This is a genomic window from Peribacillus sp. FSL K6-5616 (genome assembly GCF_038008245.1).
Taxonomy (GTDB): domain Bacteria; phylum Bacillota; class Bacilli; order Bacillales; family DSM-1321; genus Peribacillus; species Peribacillus frigoritolerans.
This window is the reverse complement of the sequence record NZ_JBBOYT010000001.1, coordinates 3,412,832-3,428,369: the sequence shown is the minus strand read 5'-3', so window position 1 is coordinate 3,428,369 and position 15,538 is coordinate 3,412,832. Positions and strand designations below refer to the sequence as shown.

At 44.0% G+C, this 15,538-nt stretch carries 16 protein-coding genes and 1 other annotated feature; of the genes, 12 read left to right on the top strand and 4 right to left on the bottom strand.

Going from position 1 to position 15,538, the window contains the following annotated elements:
* Positions 1–142 precede the first annotated feature (142 nt).
* The 3 genes from MHB45_RS16430 to MHB45_RS16420 all read left to right on the top strand — a co-directional run bounded on the left by MHB45_RS16430 (position 143) and on the right by MHB45_RS16420 (position 1,687).
* Positions 143–943 carry a general stress protein gene (locus MHB45_RS16430; protein ID WP_340908013.1) on the top strand — a complete coding sequence of 267 codons (801 nt, stop codon included), beginning with the start codon at positions 143–145 and terminating at the stop codon, positions 941–943.
* A complete protein-coding gene (locus MHB45_RS16425) occupies positions 940–1,116 on the top strand; it encodes a hypothetical protein (RefSeq protein WP_153246103.1) in 177 nt (58 codons plus the stop codon). Before MHB45_RS16430 ends, MHB45_RS16425 begins: the two co-directional genes overlap by 4 nt.
* Before the next feature lie 187 nt (positions 1,117–1,303).
* Positions 1,304–1,687, top strand: coding sequence for a general stress protein (locus MHB45_RS16420; RefSeq protein WP_048883514.1), 384 nt, complete (start codon positions 1,304–1,306; stop codon positions 1,685–1,687).
* Positions 1,688–1,703: 16 nt separating this feature from the next.
* Here the strand turns inward: MHB45_RS16420 and sspI are convergent, their stop codons facing one another.
* Positions 1,704–1,913: a small acid-soluble spore protein SspI gene (gene sspI, locus MHB45_RS16415; RefSeq protein ID WP_048678802.1), complete on the bottom strand. Its 210-nt coding sequence runs from the start codon at positions 1,911–1,913 to the stop codon at positions 1,704–1,706.
* Between the two features lie 122 nt (positions 1,914–2,035).
* On the opposite strand from sspI, the gene MHB45_RS16410 reads away from it, so the two are divergent.
* The 3 genes from MHB45_RS16410 to pheT all read left to right on the top strand — a co-directional run bounded on the left by MHB45_RS16410 (position 2,036) and on the right by pheT (position 6,623).
* Positions 2,036–2,794, top strand: coding sequence for a TrmH family RNA methyltransferase (locus MHB45_RS16410; protein WP_072273356.1), 759 nt, complete (start codon positions 2,036–2,038; stop codon positions 2,792–2,794).
* A 44-nt stretch (positions 2,795–2,838) separates the two neighbouring features.
* Positions 2,839–3,081 (top strand) — a binding site (T-box leader).
* A gap of 58 nt (positions 3,082–3,139) precedes the next feature.
* Positions 3,140–4,180 (top strand): phenylalanine--tRNA ligase subunit alpha, encoded by a 1,041-nt coding sequence (pheS, locus tag MHB45_RS16405; RefSeq protein ID WP_053535889.1) that lies wholly within the window; start codon positions 3,140–3,142, stop codon positions 4,178–4,180.
* Between the two features lie 28 nt (positions 4,181–4,208).
* Complete coding sequence (pheT, locus tag MHB45_RS16400) at positions 4,209–6,623, top strand: phenylalanine--tRNA ligase subunit beta (protein WP_340908012.1); 2,415 nt, start codon at positions 4,209–4,211, stop codon at positions 6,621–6,623.
* Positions 6,624–6,646: 23 nt separating this feature from the next.
* Here the strand turns inward: pheT and MHB45_RS16395 are convergent, their stop codons facing one another.
* From MHB45_RS16395 to rnhC, 3 genes are all read right to left on the bottom strand, one after another.
* On the bottom strand, positions 6,647–6,904 hold the full coding sequence (locus MHB45_RS16395) for a hypothetical protein (protein ID WP_340908011.1): 258 nt from the start codon (positions 6,902–6,904) through the stop codon (positions 6,647–6,649).
* A 99-nt stretch (positions 6,905–7,003) separates the two neighbouring features.
* Entirely contained in the window at positions 7,004–7,171 is a 168-nt protein-coding gene (locus tag MHB45_RS16390; RefSeq protein WP_253349753.1) for a hypothetical protein, read from the bottom strand.
* Positions 7,172–7,252: 81 nt separating this feature from the next.
* Positions 7,253–8,212 (bottom strand): ribonuclease HIII, encoded by a 960-nt coding sequence (gene rnhC / locus MHB45_RS16385; RefSeq protein ID WP_034309023.1) that lies wholly within the window; start codon positions 8,210–8,212, stop codon positions 7,253–7,255.
* Positions 8,213–8,384: 172 nt separating this feature from the next.
* On the opposite strand from rnhC, the gene zapA reads away from it, so the two are divergent.
* The 6 genes from zapA to MHB45_RS16355 all read left to right on the top strand — a co-directional run bounded on the left by zapA (position 8,385) and on the right by MHB45_RS16355 (position 14,958).
* Complete coding sequence (zapA, locus tag MHB45_RS16380) at positions 8,385–8,645, top strand: cell division protein ZapA (RefSeq protein WP_048678967.1); 261 nt, start codon at positions 8,385–8,387, stop codon at positions 8,643–8,645.
* Between the two features lie 4 nt (positions 8,646–8,649).
* On the top strand, positions 8,650–9,195 hold the full coding sequence (locus MHB45_RS16375) for a CvpA family protein (RefSeq protein ID WP_048678970.1): 546 nt from the start codon (positions 8,650–8,652) through the stop codon (positions 9,193–9,195).
* 212 nt (positions 9,196–9,407) lie between these two features.
* A complete protein-coding gene (gene polX, locus MHB45_RS16370; RefSeq protein WP_202186151.1) occupies positions 9,408–11,126 on the top strand; it encodes a DNA polymerase/3'-5' exonuclease PolX in 1,719 nt (572 codons plus the stop codon).
* A gap of 35 nt (positions 11,127–11,161) precedes the next feature.
* Positions 11,162–13,516 (top strand): endonuclease MutS2, encoded by a 2,355-nt coding sequence (locus MHB45_RS16365; protein WP_048678976.1) that lies wholly within the window; start codon positions 11,162–11,164, stop codon positions 13,514–13,516.
* 65 nt (positions 13,517–13,581) lie between these two features.
* On the top strand, positions 13,582–13,989 hold the full coding sequence (locus MHB45_RS16360; RefSeq protein ID WP_034309012.1) for a DUF350 domain-containing protein: 408 nt from the start codon (positions 13,582–13,584) through the stop codon (positions 13,987–13,989).
* 210 nt (positions 13,990–14,199) lie between these two features.
* A complete protein-coding gene (locus MHB45_RS16355) occupies positions 14,200–14,958 on the top strand; it encodes a GNAT family N-acetyltransferase (RefSeq protein ID WP_072273354.1) in 759 nt (252 codons plus the stop codon).
* Positions 14,959–15,538: the final 580 nt, after the last annotated feature.

Sequence of the window (15,538 nt, the reverse complement as noted above, 5' to 3'; positions counted from 1 at the left end):
TAAAACTGCAGGTTTCCTTTTGGTTTTTAAAGGCTGATTAAAGGTTCGAGCTTAGGGAAGGCCAACCTTTTTGTTTAATTGGCACCCATCAGGGTATAAATACACATAAGAAGAAATATCTGAAAAAGGAGGAGGAAGATGCATGGGAAAAACATTATATGGTGTTTTTAATACGGAAAGAGAAATGATCCAGGCTATACAATCCCTCAAGGAAAAGGGGGTTCATGAAGGGGATATAACGGTAATGGCTGATAAGAAAGAAGATTTGGATTTCGTTAATGAAAAGCATGATCCGGATGTCGACGTCGTTACTAACTCTACCGAGGAATCCTTCATTGATAAAATGAAACACTTTTTCCTGAACGAGGGTCCTGAAGATATAAGGAACCGTCTAGGTGAGTTAGGGCTTGCCGATAGTGAAGCAACCGCTTATATAAATGAAGTGGAGGCCGGAAAATTCCTCATTCTTTTAGATGAATCGGAAACCATAACAGCACGAGAGAACATAACTTCCAATCGCATCGAGGATACGGACGCACCTGCAGAGAATCCGCTTAAAACAGGGGTGGTGAACAATCCGGACCCGAACCTTTTTCCGGAAACAACCGCGAATGCCTATCAAACAAGGGAAATGGAAGCACAGCCAGGAAGAAGCGAAGAGCTTCACGGAAATTCCGCCAATATCTATGAAAATGAAGAGCTGGATATGAAGCGAGCTCAAGAAAGGGAAATCTGGGGGAATTCCACAGAAAAATTCAAGAAGCAAAAACCAGGGATTCATGAAGGAACACTGGCAAGCGACCCGTTTGCAGACGATGCTGACAAAAACCTGGACGCTCAAGGATCACTGGATCGGACCGCGGGCCCGACAGCCAGCGGACAGCAAGAGGAAGGCTTACAAGATGAATACATTAAAAATCGAATCAATACCGACAATCTGTGATACGCAACAAGAACAGCCTGCATAAGGCTGTTTTTGTTTGTTTTCTTACTGTAGTCGTTATTGGATTGAAGAAATGTGCGGCACTCCTGCCGGATTACTGGCTAGCCGAGCCACCGCAGCCGCTTTTTGAAGTGGCTTGGCAGACAGTTGGCGGAAAGGGAGCGGATTTCTGAAATCAACTGCAACGTTTTTTAATAAAACTGCAGAGTTTGCTACAGCGTGTTTATTTTAAAAAAACCCTTTAGGCAGAGGGTTCCCTTGTTCGTCTCCATAGACTATTTGCTTGTTTATTGATAAAGCTGCAAGGTATAATGACAAAGGAATTTTATTTTAAGTAGAGTAACAAGGAGGGGGAGAAACATGGAAAAAAACGTATATGGTGTTTTTGACTCTAATCCGGAACTACTTGCTGCAATTTCAGACTTAAAAGCAAAAGGCGTAACTGGCACCCAAATGACAGTGGCAGCTGATATAAAAAATTATGTGCAGCTTGGAAATGAACATACGGATATACTGATCATCGCCAATCAGGATAAGGAGGACACTCTTTTTTTAAAAATCTTCCATTACTTCACGGATGAAGGATCTGGAGATTTACGCAGCTTTTTCACGAAATACGGCTACTCTTTTGCTGAGACAAAAGCGATGCTTGAAGAAGTGAAAGCAAGGAAATTCATCTTGCTGCTTGATGAAGAAGTCTCCATCGAAGAACTGAAGGCTGGCGAGGCGAGATTAAAAAAATAACAGCCTTTGAAGGCTGTTATTTTTTTAATCCTGATTCGAGGGCAGTGATCATTTCCTGTTTTTCCTGCTCAGATGAATTTTGCCAGATGACCTCGAATAATACTCCCAATCCAGGAAGCATTTTTTCCTCGCCATTTTGTATGGCATCGACAATCGTGTCTTCCAGCTGCTCTTGCGTATTTCCAGATACATTTTGGATGATCGCATTACGTAAGTTTAAATTCATAATTATTCCTCCTCTAACACATAATGACTGACATTAATAGCATTTCACAAACTTGCATGCAATATGTATGTGAATTGCGTTATAATAGGAAAATCAGTGTGAAGTTAAAGGAGCGTTTACCCTTGAAATATATCGAATCCGTAAAAAACCCGCAAGTTAAGCAATGGAAAAAACTTTTGACGAAAAAAGAACGAGATAAAACAGGTAAATATTTAGTCGAGGGTTTTCACCTAGTTGAAGAAGCTATAAAGGAAGAAATCGTCTTGGAAGTGATCATCAATGAAGAAACTGAAATGCCTGCCCATTTTAAGGTGGAAGGCACAGAACTCATTTATGTGAAAAATGATATTATGAAGGCGATTTGCGATACCGAAGCCCCGCAGGGAATTGCTGCGGTTTGTGAACAGAAATCAACGAGCATGGCTTCCATCAATCCGGAGAAATTATTGTTGATCGATGCCGTCCAAGATCCTGGGAATATTGGAACGATGATCAGGACAGCGGATGCAGCGGGAATCGATGCGGTCATCCTTGGGGAAGGGTGTGCTGACTTGTATAATCCCAAAGTGGTCCGTTCGACGCAAGGGAGCCTCTTCCATATGCCTGTCATTAAAGGGAACCTATCCGAAATCATCGATGGGCTGAAGCAAAGCGGCACACCGGTTTATGGCACGGCATTAGAAGGGGCATCGCCATTTGAAGAAGTGGAAAAGTCTTCCCGATTTGCCCTGCTGGTCGGTAATGAAGGCCAAGGAGTATCGAAGGAATTACTGGAGAAAACGACTAAAAACCTCTATATTCCCATCTACGGAAAAAGTGAATCTTTGAATGTGGGGATCGCTGCCGGGATTTTAATGTACCATTTACGAAAATCGATTTGAAACGGCCGAAGAATTATAATATAATAAAACAGAATTTTATAATGAAAACAACGATGACAAAGAGTAGTAGCTTTAAGTTAACCATATCCAGGGAGAAAATGCCTTGACTGAAAGCATTTTTATGGCACTGCTTAAGTGAATTCACCTTTCGAGTTGGCATTGGGAAGACAGAATGTCCGAAAAATGTTCCGGTGAAGAGCCGTTATTTTTAATGAAGTGAGTGCAGAAGTTTTTTTGTTTGTGCACTAATAAGGGTGGTACCGCGATACATAAACCTCGTCCCTTTAGGGATCGAGGTTTTTTTGTGTTCATTTTTACAAAAGGAAAATAAAGGAGGAAGACATGATGCAGGAACGTTTACTAGAACTGCAGGAAGAAGCGTTGCAAAAAGTTGCCGCCGCTTCCGAATTAAAAGAACTGAATGAAGTCCGTGTTGCTTATTTAGGGAAAAAAGGGCCAATCACTGAGGTATTGCGCGGCATGGGTAAATTATCTGCCGAAGAACGCCCGAAAATCGGGGCACTAGCCAATGAAGTACGTGAAGCGATCGCAACAAAGATCGAGGAGAAACAAAAAGCGCTTGAAACCGCGGCAGTCAATGCAAAGCTAGCAACTGAAACGATTGACGTCACACTTCCAGGACGTCCGGTAAACAAGGGGAATCTTCACCCATTAACACGAATCGTGGAGGAAATCGAAGACTTATTCATCGGGATGGGTTATACGGTTGCGGAAGGTCCTGAAGTCGAGAGCGACTACTACAACTTCGAGGCACTTAACTTGCCAAAAAGCCATCCGGCACGTGATATGCAGGACTCCTTCTACATCACGGATGAAATCCTGATGCGCACGCACACTTCACCTGTTCAAGCCAGAACGATGGAAAAACATAAAGGTCAAGGCCCTGTTAAAATCATTTGCCCAGGAAAAGTATATCGCCGGGATAACGATGATGCGACACACTCCCATCAATTCCAGCAAATTGAAGGCTTGGTCATCGATGAGAACATCAGCATGAGCGACCTGAAAGGAACGCTAGACGTATTTGCGAAAAAAGTATTCGGTCAAGACCGTGAAATCCGTCTTCGTCCGAGTTTCTTCCCATTTACTGAGCCTTCCGTCGAAGTGGATATTTCTTGTAAAATCTGCAGCGGTAAAGGCTGCAGCGTATGTAAAAAAACAGGCTGGATCGAAGTGCTTGGCGCTGGGATCGTTCATCCGAACGTCCTTGAGATGGCTGGCTTCGATTCCAAGAAATACTCTGGATTCGCATTTGGAATGGGCGTGGAACGGATTGCCATGTTGAAGTACGGTGTGGACGATATCCGTCATTTCTATACGAATGATGTTCGATTCTTAAAACAATTCAACCATCACGAAGCATAAATTTTTATTTTAAAAAGGAGGACCTACCATGTTTGTGTCATATAAATGGTTACAAGATTATGTTGACCTTTCAGGCATCAATGCGACGGAGCTAGCTGACAAAATCACGAAAAGCGGCATTGAGGTTGAAGGGGTGGAAAAGAAAAGTGAAGGGCTAAAAGGGGTCGTCATCGGGCATGTCTTAGAACGTGAACAGCATCCAAATGCGGATAAATTGAATAAATGCCAAGTTGATATCGGGGCAGAAAATCCCGTTCAGATCATCTGCGGGGCACCGAATGTCGATAAGGGCCAAAAAGTCGCAGTCGCTACTGTTGGCGCAGTCCTTCCAGGTAATTTCAAAATCAAGAAAGCGAAACTTCGCGGAGAAGAATCGCACGGAATGATTTGCTCGCTTCAAGAATTGGGCTTCGAATCGAAGCTTGTTTCCAAGGATTATGCTACAGGAATCTTCGTCTTCCCTAATGATGTGGAAGTAGGGAAAGATGCATTGGAGGAACTTGGTTTAAGTGATGAAGTGCTGGAACTTGGGCTGACTCCAAACCGCTCCGACGCTTTGAGTATGCTTGGTGTTGCATACGAAGTGGGAGCCATTCTAGGCCGGGAAGTGAAATGGCCGGTAGTCGAGAAAGAAGAGGCAGCTGAAAAAGCAACTGATTATATCAGTGTCAAAGTGGAAGCGAAAGAAGATAACCCGATATACATGGCTAAAATCATCAAGGATGTTAAGATCGGACCCTCACCGCTTTGGATGCAGACTAGGTTGATGTCTGCAGGTATCCGACCTCATAATAATGTGGTGGATATCACGAACTACATTTTACTTGAATACGGCCAACCGCTCCATGCCTTTGATTATGACCGCTTTGGTTCAAAGGAAATCGTCATCCGCAGAGCGAAGGATGCTGAAAAAATCGTAACATTGGATGAAGCGGAACGCACTTTGACACCTGACCATTTAGTGATCACGAATGGCAGCGAGCCTGTTGCGATTGCTGGTGTGATGGGCGGAGCGGATTCCGAAGTCAAAAATGATACGACGAACATCATTATTGAAAGTGCATATTTTGCAGGTACAGTGGTCCGCAAAGCTTCAAAGGACCATGGATTACGCAGTGAAGCCAGTGCCCGCTTTGAAAAAGGCGTCGACCCGGCACGTGTTCGTGAAGCAGGGGAACGTGCTGCACAATTGATTGCACAATATGCAGGCGGAACAGTCTTACAAGGAGCAGCAGAAGTTGACGAATTGTCAATGGAACCTGCGGTCATTAGCATCACGCTTGAAAAAATCAACACACTCCTTGGAACAAGCATGACCGTATCAGTTGTCGAGTCAATCTTCAAACGTCTGCAATTCGGCGTGGAACTTGACAATGAAACATTCACGATCACTGTCCCGACGCGCCGTGGTGATATTACGATTGAAGCCGATTTAGTCGAAGAGGCTGCACGTTTATATGGATATGATAACATCCCCGTTACACTGCCGATCGGTTCTGCTAACCCAGGACAATTGACAGACTATCAAATTAAACGGCGGAAGGCACGCCGTACACTTGAAGGCGCAGGCCTTTATCAAGCAGTGACCTATTCACTGACAAGCCAGGAAAAAGCATCCCAATTCGCATTGGAAGCAAGAGAATCCATTCGATTGGCAATGCCAATAAGTGAAGAAAGAAGCCAGCTGCGTTTAAGCATCGTGCCTCAATTGCTGGAAGTCGTGAAATATAACAATGCCCGCCAAATTGATTCACTGGCACTGTATGAAATCGGTTCGGTATTCTTTAAGCGTGCCGAACAAGAACTGCCTGAAGAAAAAGAACATGTTGCTGGAGCAATCACCGGCCTATGGGAGTCACATCTATGGCAGGGTGAAAAGAAACCAGTGGATTTCTTTGTAGCCAAAGGCGTGATCGAAGCATTATTCGACACACTTGGATTAGCTGATCAAATCAGTTACCGCCAAGCGGAAATCAACGACATGCATCCAGGACGGACAGCGGAAGTACTATTGAATGGTGAAGTAATTGGCTTTATCGGCCAAGTGCACCCAACTGTCCAAAAAGACTTGGATATTAAAGAAACATACATTTTCGAACTTTCCTTAAAAGCATTAGCCGAAGCAGAAGTCGCGCCGATAGCGTACCAAACGATTCCGCGCTATCCATCAACCACACGCGATATCGCGCTCGTTGTGGATCAAGCTACGAAAGCCGGGGACATTCAGGATATTATTGAAGAAGCCGGCGGCAAACTTCTGAAAGAAGTAAGCATCTTCGACTTATACGAAGGTGAAAGAATGGAGGAAGGCAAGAAATCCATTGCCTACTCACTGAAATACTACGACCCGGAACGTACACTGACGGACGAGGACATTACAAAAGCACATGATAAAGTGCTTGAGGCCGTTAAAGAAAATGCCGGCGCAGAGCTAAGAGGATAAAACCAAAAAGACAGCTCCCTGAATCATGGGGAGCTGTCTTTTTTTATTTTACGAGTAAAAGGTGCAAACTCACGAGTAAACCGAGCAAATTCACGAGTAAAAGTCGCAAACTCACGAGTAAACCGCACAAACTCACGAGTAAATGGAGCAAATTCACGAGTAAAAGGCGTGAATTCACGAGTAAACCGAGCGAACTCACGAGTAAATGGAGTAAATTCACGAGTAAATAGTGAATTCACGAGTAAATGGCGTAAATTCACGAGAAAATGGCGCAAACTCACGAGTAAACCGCACAAACTCACGAGTAAAACGCAAATTCACGAGTAAAAGGCGTGAATTCACGAGTAAACCGAGCGAACTCACGAGTAAATGGCGCGAACTCACGAGTAAAACGCAAATTCACGAGTAAAAGGCGTGAATTCACGAGTAAACCGAGCGAACTCACGAGTAAATGGAGCAAACTCACGAGTAAAACGCAAATTCACGAGTAAAAGGCGTGAATTCACGAGTAAATAGTGGAAATTCACGAGAAAATGGCGCAAACTCACGAGTAAACCGCACAAACTCACGAATAACCGCACAAACTCACGATAAAAAGGCGGCTGTTCAGGAAGATCAGCCGCTTTCTTCTATTTATGATATTTCTGTTGATAGAGTCGCTTCGCTTTTTCTGTGTTGGCAAAATGGGTTTTCGTGAATTCGTGTAATGAATCGATTCCTTTTTCGTGAATCAATCTTGCGGCCGCTTCATCGACTGCAAATCCGGCACCTTTAGGGATTTTGAATCCGGCTTTTTCACTCAGCAAGTCAAAGCGTTTGACGAATGCATATCGGGCCAGGATGGATGCGGCTGCCACTCCAAGGTGAATGCCTTCCGCTTTTGTGCATAGATAGGTGGCATTAGCTTGGAATAGTTCTTGGCCTTTTAGGTAATTGAAAAATACCTCTGGCTGAGCGAATTGATCAATAAGGACGGCTTCCGCTTGTTCTGGCTGGATTTTTTGCATGAGGTGCTTGATTGCTTGGTTATGGAGGAGTGCCTTCATTTTTCCTTGTGACATTCCCTTTGCCTGCAGCGCATTATATTTCGGGTTGTCGCATGTGAGCAGGCTGAAGGGCACTACATCCTTAATCTGTTTGGCAATGTCGATGATCTGTGGGTCTTTCAGATTTTTGGAATCCTGGACACCAAGCTCCTTTAATAGAGCGAGTTGCTCCTTCTTGGCATATACGGCTACGACGGTCATCGGGCCGAAATAGTCTCCTGTTCCGACCTCGTCTGAACCAATCACTGACATGGTTCCGATATTTGCAGGCGGCGAATATCGATGGACGTTGACCGATGCAGAGGATGCCGTTTTTTTCTTTGGAGCCGCAGCAGTGGTACCTTTTTGCCATTTTACCGCTTCTATTTCGGCATTCTTACCTTGAAAAAGGACCTTCCCGGATTTATAGGCCGTCACCGTACATAGCGGCGGTTTGGCGGAAAAGATGCTCCCCGGCGGCTGCTTGGCGGCCAAGGATGAAGAATAATGGGACTTCATCGCCTTTATTTGTTCAGGACTGATAAGTAAAACAACATGGGACATAATGGGTTAGCTCCTAACTTCATTTTGTTTAATAGGTAATCTTCTTCCTAAATTCGATATCGTTTGACAAATTATTGAAATTTTTATGCAAGAAATGACGATGTACTCTCTTTCATGACGAAAAACTTCATGATATGATAGAATTAGGATTGTTTAGATTGGGGGCATCATTTTGTCAGACGATAAACGAAATAAAACAACAGTTGATATATACGGACAGCCATATACAATCGTCGGCACAGAAAGCGCAAGTCATATGCGCCTGGTCGCTTCGATGGTTGACGAAAAAATGAGAGAGATCAGGATGAAAAATCCATACTTGGATACAAGCAAGCTAGCGGTGCTAACGGCCGTGAATACCATCCATGAATATATTAAATTAAAAGATGAACTAGACCAGCTTCAACTGGAATTAAAGAGAGAGAAGGACTGAGTACATGCTTGATTTAGCAATTCTGGCCATTCTTTTAATCGGTTTATTAATCGGTTTAAAGCGTGGCTTCATTTTACAAACGGTTCATATGACTGGGTTCATTGTAGCCTTCATCGTCGCCTATGTATTTTACGGAGATCTTGCTCCCAATCTGAAATTATGGATTCCGTTCCCAACGATGGGTGATTCCTCGACCCTTAATATGTTTTTCGATACAGTCGGGCTTGATACGGCGTATTACAATGCAATTGCCTTTGCAATCATTTTCTTTGCTGCCAAGATTCTTTGGCAAATGATAGGATCCATGCTTAATTTCATTACCCATCTACCGATATTAAAGCAGCTGAATCGCTGGGGCGGAGGGATATTGGGTTTTCTCGAAGTCTATCTTATCATGTTTATTATATTATATATAGCTGCCATGCTGCCAATGGATTCCATCCAGAAACCATTAACTGGCTCATTTCTGGCAGAATCGATCGTGAAACATACGCCGTTCCTTTCCGAGCAAGTGAAGGAACTTTGGTTTCATGATGTAAAACAATCTTAATGTCAGTATAAGAGGGCCTGCCTCCCTTTCTCAAAGTCCTGGATTCCTATACTTTGAACACGGGGGAGGCCCCTTTTTATGTAGCGGCATGTAGCTTCCTTCTATTTGATTCGAAGGTTAAGAATCTGACTGCTTGTACTTTACCTCCAAGAAAGGTATCTTTAAGAAAGTGAACATGGGACACCCTACTAATTTTTTCGGCGGTGAATTAAGTGACAATTAATAAAAAAGATATCATTAAACTATTAGAAAAAATTGCAATATATATGGAACTAAAAGGAGAGAACCCGTTTAAGGTTTCAGCTTTCCGAAAGGCAGCGGGCGCCTTGGAAACGGATGACCGGAGCCTGACGGAGATCGAAGATTTTACCGCTTTGAATGGAATCGGGAAAGGAACGGCATCCGTCATCGATGAGTATATAAATGAAGGGAAATCGACTGTACTTGAAGACCTTCAGGAGCAGGTGCCAAAAGGATTGATTCCGCTTCTGCAGCTTCAAGGTTTGGGCGGTAAGAAAATTGCCAAGCTTCATAAAGAGCTGCATGTCAAAGATGTGAATGATCTTAAAATCGCCTGTGAGGAAGGCAGGGTCGCGGCGCTTGCCGGTTTCGGCAAAAAAACGGAAGAGAAGATCCTGTCTGCAATTGCCGAGGCTGGTTCAAGGCCCGATCGGCTGCCCCTAGCCTTCATGAGGCCGATTGCGGCTGATATTGAAACGGCCCTTGCTAACATGGATTACATCATCCGTTCTTCCAGGGCGGGCAGCATCCGGCGTATGAGGGAAACGATCAAGGACCTCGATTTCATCATTTCGACAGATCTTCCCGAAGAGGTCAAGAATCAACTGCTTGCAATAAAAGGGATAAAACAGGTGATTGCGGCCGGTGATACAAAAGTATCGGTCGTCCTTGATTATGAATATGACATTTCTGTCGATTTCCGAATCGTCAAGGATAAGGAATTCATCACGACACTCCATCATTTTACAGGTTCGAAGGATCACAATGTGCGGATGCGCCAGCTTGCTAAAGATCGCGGAGAGAAAATCAGCGAATATGGGGTGGAAGTGACTGAAACCGGTGATGTATTGACGTTTGAAACGGAAGAACAATTTTATAATCATTTTGGCCTTCCTTTCATTCCGCCAGAAATACGTGAAGACGGAACGGAAGTGGAGCATTATGATGCTAAACAACCTCTCATATCTTTAGAGGCCATTAAAGGTGATCTCCATATGCATACCACATGGAGTGATGGTGCCCATACGATCGAAGAAATGATTGAAGCATGCCGTGCAAAAGGGTATCGATATATGGCCATCACCGATCATTCGCAATATCTGAAAGTGGCGAACGGCTTGACCGCTGAACGTTTACGTGAACAAAAACGGATCATCCATGAACTTAATGAAAAATACACTGACTTTACCGTTCTTTCCGGGATAGAGATGGATATACTTCCTGATGGGACACTTGATTATGACGATGAGCTGCTTGCAGAGATGGATTTGGTGATCGCATCGATTCACTCAAGTTTTTCGCAGCCTCGGGAAACGATCATGGAGCGCTTAAAAACGGCTCTGAATAATCCGCATGTCGATATCATCGCCCATCCAACGGGAAGGATCATCGGCAGACGCACCGGATATGATGTGGATATAGAAATGCTGATCGAACTGGCCCGTGAAACGAATACGGCCTTGGAATTGAATGCGAATCCGAACCGGTTGGATTTGGCACCTCCGCATCTGCGCAAGGCTCAGGAAGCAGGCGTTCCAATCGTGATCAATACGGATGCCCACAGCATCGACATGCTTGAACATATGCCTGTGGGGGTCTCGTCAGCCAAAAAGGGCTGGATTAAAGAATCCACGGTTCTTAATGCTAGCGATACGGATGGCTTATTGGCGTTTTTAAAGAGAAATGATTAACTATTTGCCCATAAATAAGGAGGAGCTTTAACTCCATGCATAATAAAGCTTTAAAGACATTGGAATTTCATAAGATAAAAGAACAACTAATCTCACACGCATCCTCATCCATAGGAAAAGAAAAGGCAGAGCAATTGATGCCTTCCACGGATTTTGAAGAAGTGTCGAGATGGCAGGAAGAAACAGATGAGGCTGCCAAAATCGTAAGGTTGAAAGGTAACTTGCCATTGGGCGGAATTTTCGATATCCGTCCACATGCAAAAAGGGCACAGATTGGCGGTATGCTCTCACCGATGGAACTGATGGAACTTGCGAGTACGATTCGTGCCGGCAGGATCTTAAGCCGTTTCTTCGAAGAACTAGCAGAGCAGGAAATTGATGTTCCGCTTTTAGCCGAATATATCGATTCCCTTCATCCATTGATTGATTTGCAGCAGGAAATTACGTATGCAGTAAGCGAACATGGCGAAGTGATGGATTCTGCCAGCGACAAGCTTCGTACCCTAAGAAACCAAATTCGGACGAACGAAAGTCGTGTAAGGGAAAAACTGGAAAGTATGATCCGTTCTTCCAATGCATCAACAATGTTATCCGATGCCATCATCACCATCCGGAATGACCGATTCGTCATCCCGGTAAAACAGGAATACCGCAGTGTGTATGGGGGGATCATTCATGATCAATCATCATCAGGGCAGACGTTGTTCATTGAACCGCAAGCAATCGTTCAGCTGAATAATGTCCTGCAGGAAACCCGAGTGAAAGAAACGCAGGAAATAGAACGGATATTGGTCGAACTATCGGAAAAAGTCGGTGCGTTCACCCCTGAATTGCTTCATAATGTCAAAGTGCTGGCACAAATCGATTTCCTTGTTGCCAAGGCAAAATATGCAAAAGCGATAAAAGGATCCAAGCCGATTCTGAATAATGAGGGGCGCGTAAAATTATTCAAAGCGAAACACCCGCTCATTCCGAATGATGTCGTCGTGGCCAATGATATTTTTCTTGGTGATGAATTTACGACAATCGTCATCACCGGTCCGAATACAGGTGGTAAGACGGTAACCCTGAAAACGATTGGCCTCTGTACGTTAATGGCCCAGTCCGGTCTGCAGATCCCTGCGCTGGATGGTTCCGAAACGGCTGTGTTTTCCTCTGTTTATGCCGATATTGGCGATGAACAGTCGATTGAACAAAGCTTAAGTACATTCTCTTCGCATATGGTCAATATTGTCGATATCCTTAAGCATGTCGATTATGACAGTCTTGTTTTATTCGATGAGCTTGGAGCGGGAACTGACCCACAGGAAGGTGCAGCTTTGGCCATTTCCATTTTGGATGAAGTGTATAAGCGCGGAGCACGTGTGATTGCAACGACACATTACCCGGAATTAAAAGCGTATGGATATGATCGGGAAGGCGTCATTAATGCAAGCGTCGAATTTAATGTGGAAACCTTGAGTCCCACCTATAAACTTTTAATCGGTGTACCAGGGCGGAGTAATGCGTTTGAAATTTCCAAGCGCCTTGGTTTGGAAGAAACCGTGATCAGCAACGCCCGCAGCCATATCGGTGAGGATACGAATAAAGTTGAAAATATGATAGCGTCCCTTGAGGACAGCCGCAAGAAGGCTGAAGAAGAGGAACTGGAAGCCAAGAATCACCTGAAACAGGCGGAAATTCTTCATAAAGACCTTCAAAAGCAAATTGATGAGTACCATCAAGAACGGGATGCGATGGTTGAAAAGGCAGCAAAAGAGGCAGCGGCAATCGTTGAAAATGCACAAAGGGAAGCGGAAGCGATCATTGCCGACTTACGTAAACTGCGACTTGAAAAGCATGCCGATGTTAAAGAGCATGAACTGATCGATGCCAAAAAACGGCTTGAAGAAGCAGCGCCTAAAGTGAAAAAAACAACAAATAAAGCGGCGAAGCCGCTGGATAAAAGCTTGAAACCTGGAGATGAAGTAAAGGTCATAAGCTTTGGTCAAAAAGGTCACTTGATTGAGAAGGTTTCAAATAATGAATGGCAGGTTCAGATCGGCATCATGAAAATGAAGGTGAAGGAGTCTGACCTGGAATTCATCAAGAGCACAAAAGTAAAAGAAACAAAGCCGCTTACCACGATCAAAGGCCGCGATTATCACGTTAGCGTCGAACTTGACCTTCGTGGAGAGCGCTTTGAAAATGCCATATCAAGAGTGGAAAAGTACGTTGATGATGCTCTTTTGGCCGGCTATTCGAGTGTCTCCATCATTCATGGTAAAGGGACGGGTGCTCTTCGGTCCGGGGTCCAGGAATACTTGAAAAATCACCGCTCTGTCAAAAGGATTCGCTTCGGCGAAGCCGGTGAAGGCGGAACAGGTGTTACGGTGGTGGAATTTAAATAAAGGAAAGCGGTCATTCCGGCAATTCAGCCAAGCCGGGTGGCTAGTTACCATTCGGGAGTTGGACCATGGAGAACATGTGGGAAAATGAATATGTATATATAGCTGCTCGTTACAGTGTCGTTATTCTGTGCATGATTGTTTTTTTAGCCATTTTTGAACTTGTCACAAAGTACAAGAACTGGGAGGAAATCAAACAGGGAAACCTTTCTGTCGCGTTGGCAACAGGTGGTAAAATTTTTGGGATCGCCTATGTATTCCAACAGTCCATTCTCCATCAGAATTCGCTTCTTACCATGATTGGCTGGGGCGTCTACGGTTTTGTCCTGCTGTTGATCGGTTATTTCATTTTTGAATTTATGACTCCTGGATTTAAAATAGATGAAGAAATACAAAAAGATAATCGGGCAGTTGGATTCCTATCGATGATCATATCAATCGCATTATCTTTTGTCATCGGAGCCGGAATTTCTTAATGCCCTTCATGAGAGGGAGTAAGCTGTGGAGAAACTTGCAAAAGTCTTAATAGTTTGTTGCGGAATCTTTTTTCTGTTTGGAATCATTTATATGACATTGTTCAACTGAAGCGGCCATTGTGCCGCTTCTTTTATTTGGTTCTATTAAAAAAAATGGGGCGGCATGTATAATAATAATGGTCAAATAGACTTTTGGAGAGGAGGAGGAATATGGAACAGTCCAAATGGATACAGAAGATTGAAGAATTATCGCTGAATGCTTTACCCGCCATGCAAACGCAAATCTATGATGGATGGGTTATCCGATTTGCGGATGGATATACGAAACGGGCGAATTCCATCAGCCCCATCTATACATCGAATGAAAATGTGAAAAAGAAAATTTCGAATTGTGAACAATTATATTTTGCAAGGAATGATAAGGCCGTGTACAAAGTGACTCCACAGGCAAACCCTATCAACTTGGATCGTGTACTGGAAGAGTCTGGGTATGCCCTTGAAGGAACAACAAGTGTCCAGGTATTGAATTTGGCAGATACAGAGTCACCGAATGAAACCAATGTCATAAAGTATGATCATTTACATGATGAATGGTTTCACGATTTCTGCCTGCTAAGTAATATTGATGATCATGATCAAACCATCCTGAAAAAGATGTTAGGGAATATCATTCCAAAAACATGCTTTATGTTGTTGACTGATGAAGGAGGAACCGTGACAGCAAGTGGACTGGGTGTTTTGGAAGACGAATACATAGGCCTGTACAATATCATTACCCATGAAAACTTTCGAAACCAAGGCAATGGTGCAATTCTCATTCGTAATCTATTGCATTGGGGTAAAGAAAATGGAGCAAAAAATGCTTATCTTCAGGTGATAGAAACGAACGCACCTGCTTTAAGCTTGTACGGAAAATTGGGATTTGAAGAAAAATATAAGTATTGGTATAGAATTAAAACCAAGAAGTAGAACGCCTCTTTTCAGTAGACGACAAAAGAGGATCGGAATGCTCTCACCCCGATCTGTGACTTAAAGAAAATTTGAATATCCTTTATGTTTTTTACTTGAGGGGTTGTGAAATTTGAGCGTTGATTTCCACTCCAGGCACTCGCTTTCCGCGGGCGGTCGGGGAGCCTCCTCGGCTTGCGCCTGCGGGGTCTCCCCTAGACACGCTTTTCCCGCAGGAGTCTCGTACCTTACGTTCCAATCACTGGAACTTTTCTTAAAGAAATATTGTAGGGAAACTGGCTCTTCTTCTCTAATTCGTCTTCAGTCCGGCGGTTCCATCAAAAGGAGTTCCGAATTGCTCTCGCCCCGAACCAAAATTTTAAAAGTAAACTAGATTATCCTTCATGGTTTTTTACAGTATTCCTTAAAGGATGGAAGAAATGTGCGACACCCCTGCCGAATAAATGGCAAGCCGAGACCCCAAAGGCGCTTGTGCCGAGGAGGCTTGGCAGGCAGTCGGCGGAAAGGGAGCGGATTTCTGAAAGGGGGTATGTGTAATGATTTCCACTCCAGGCACTCGCTTTCCGCGGGCGGTCGGGGA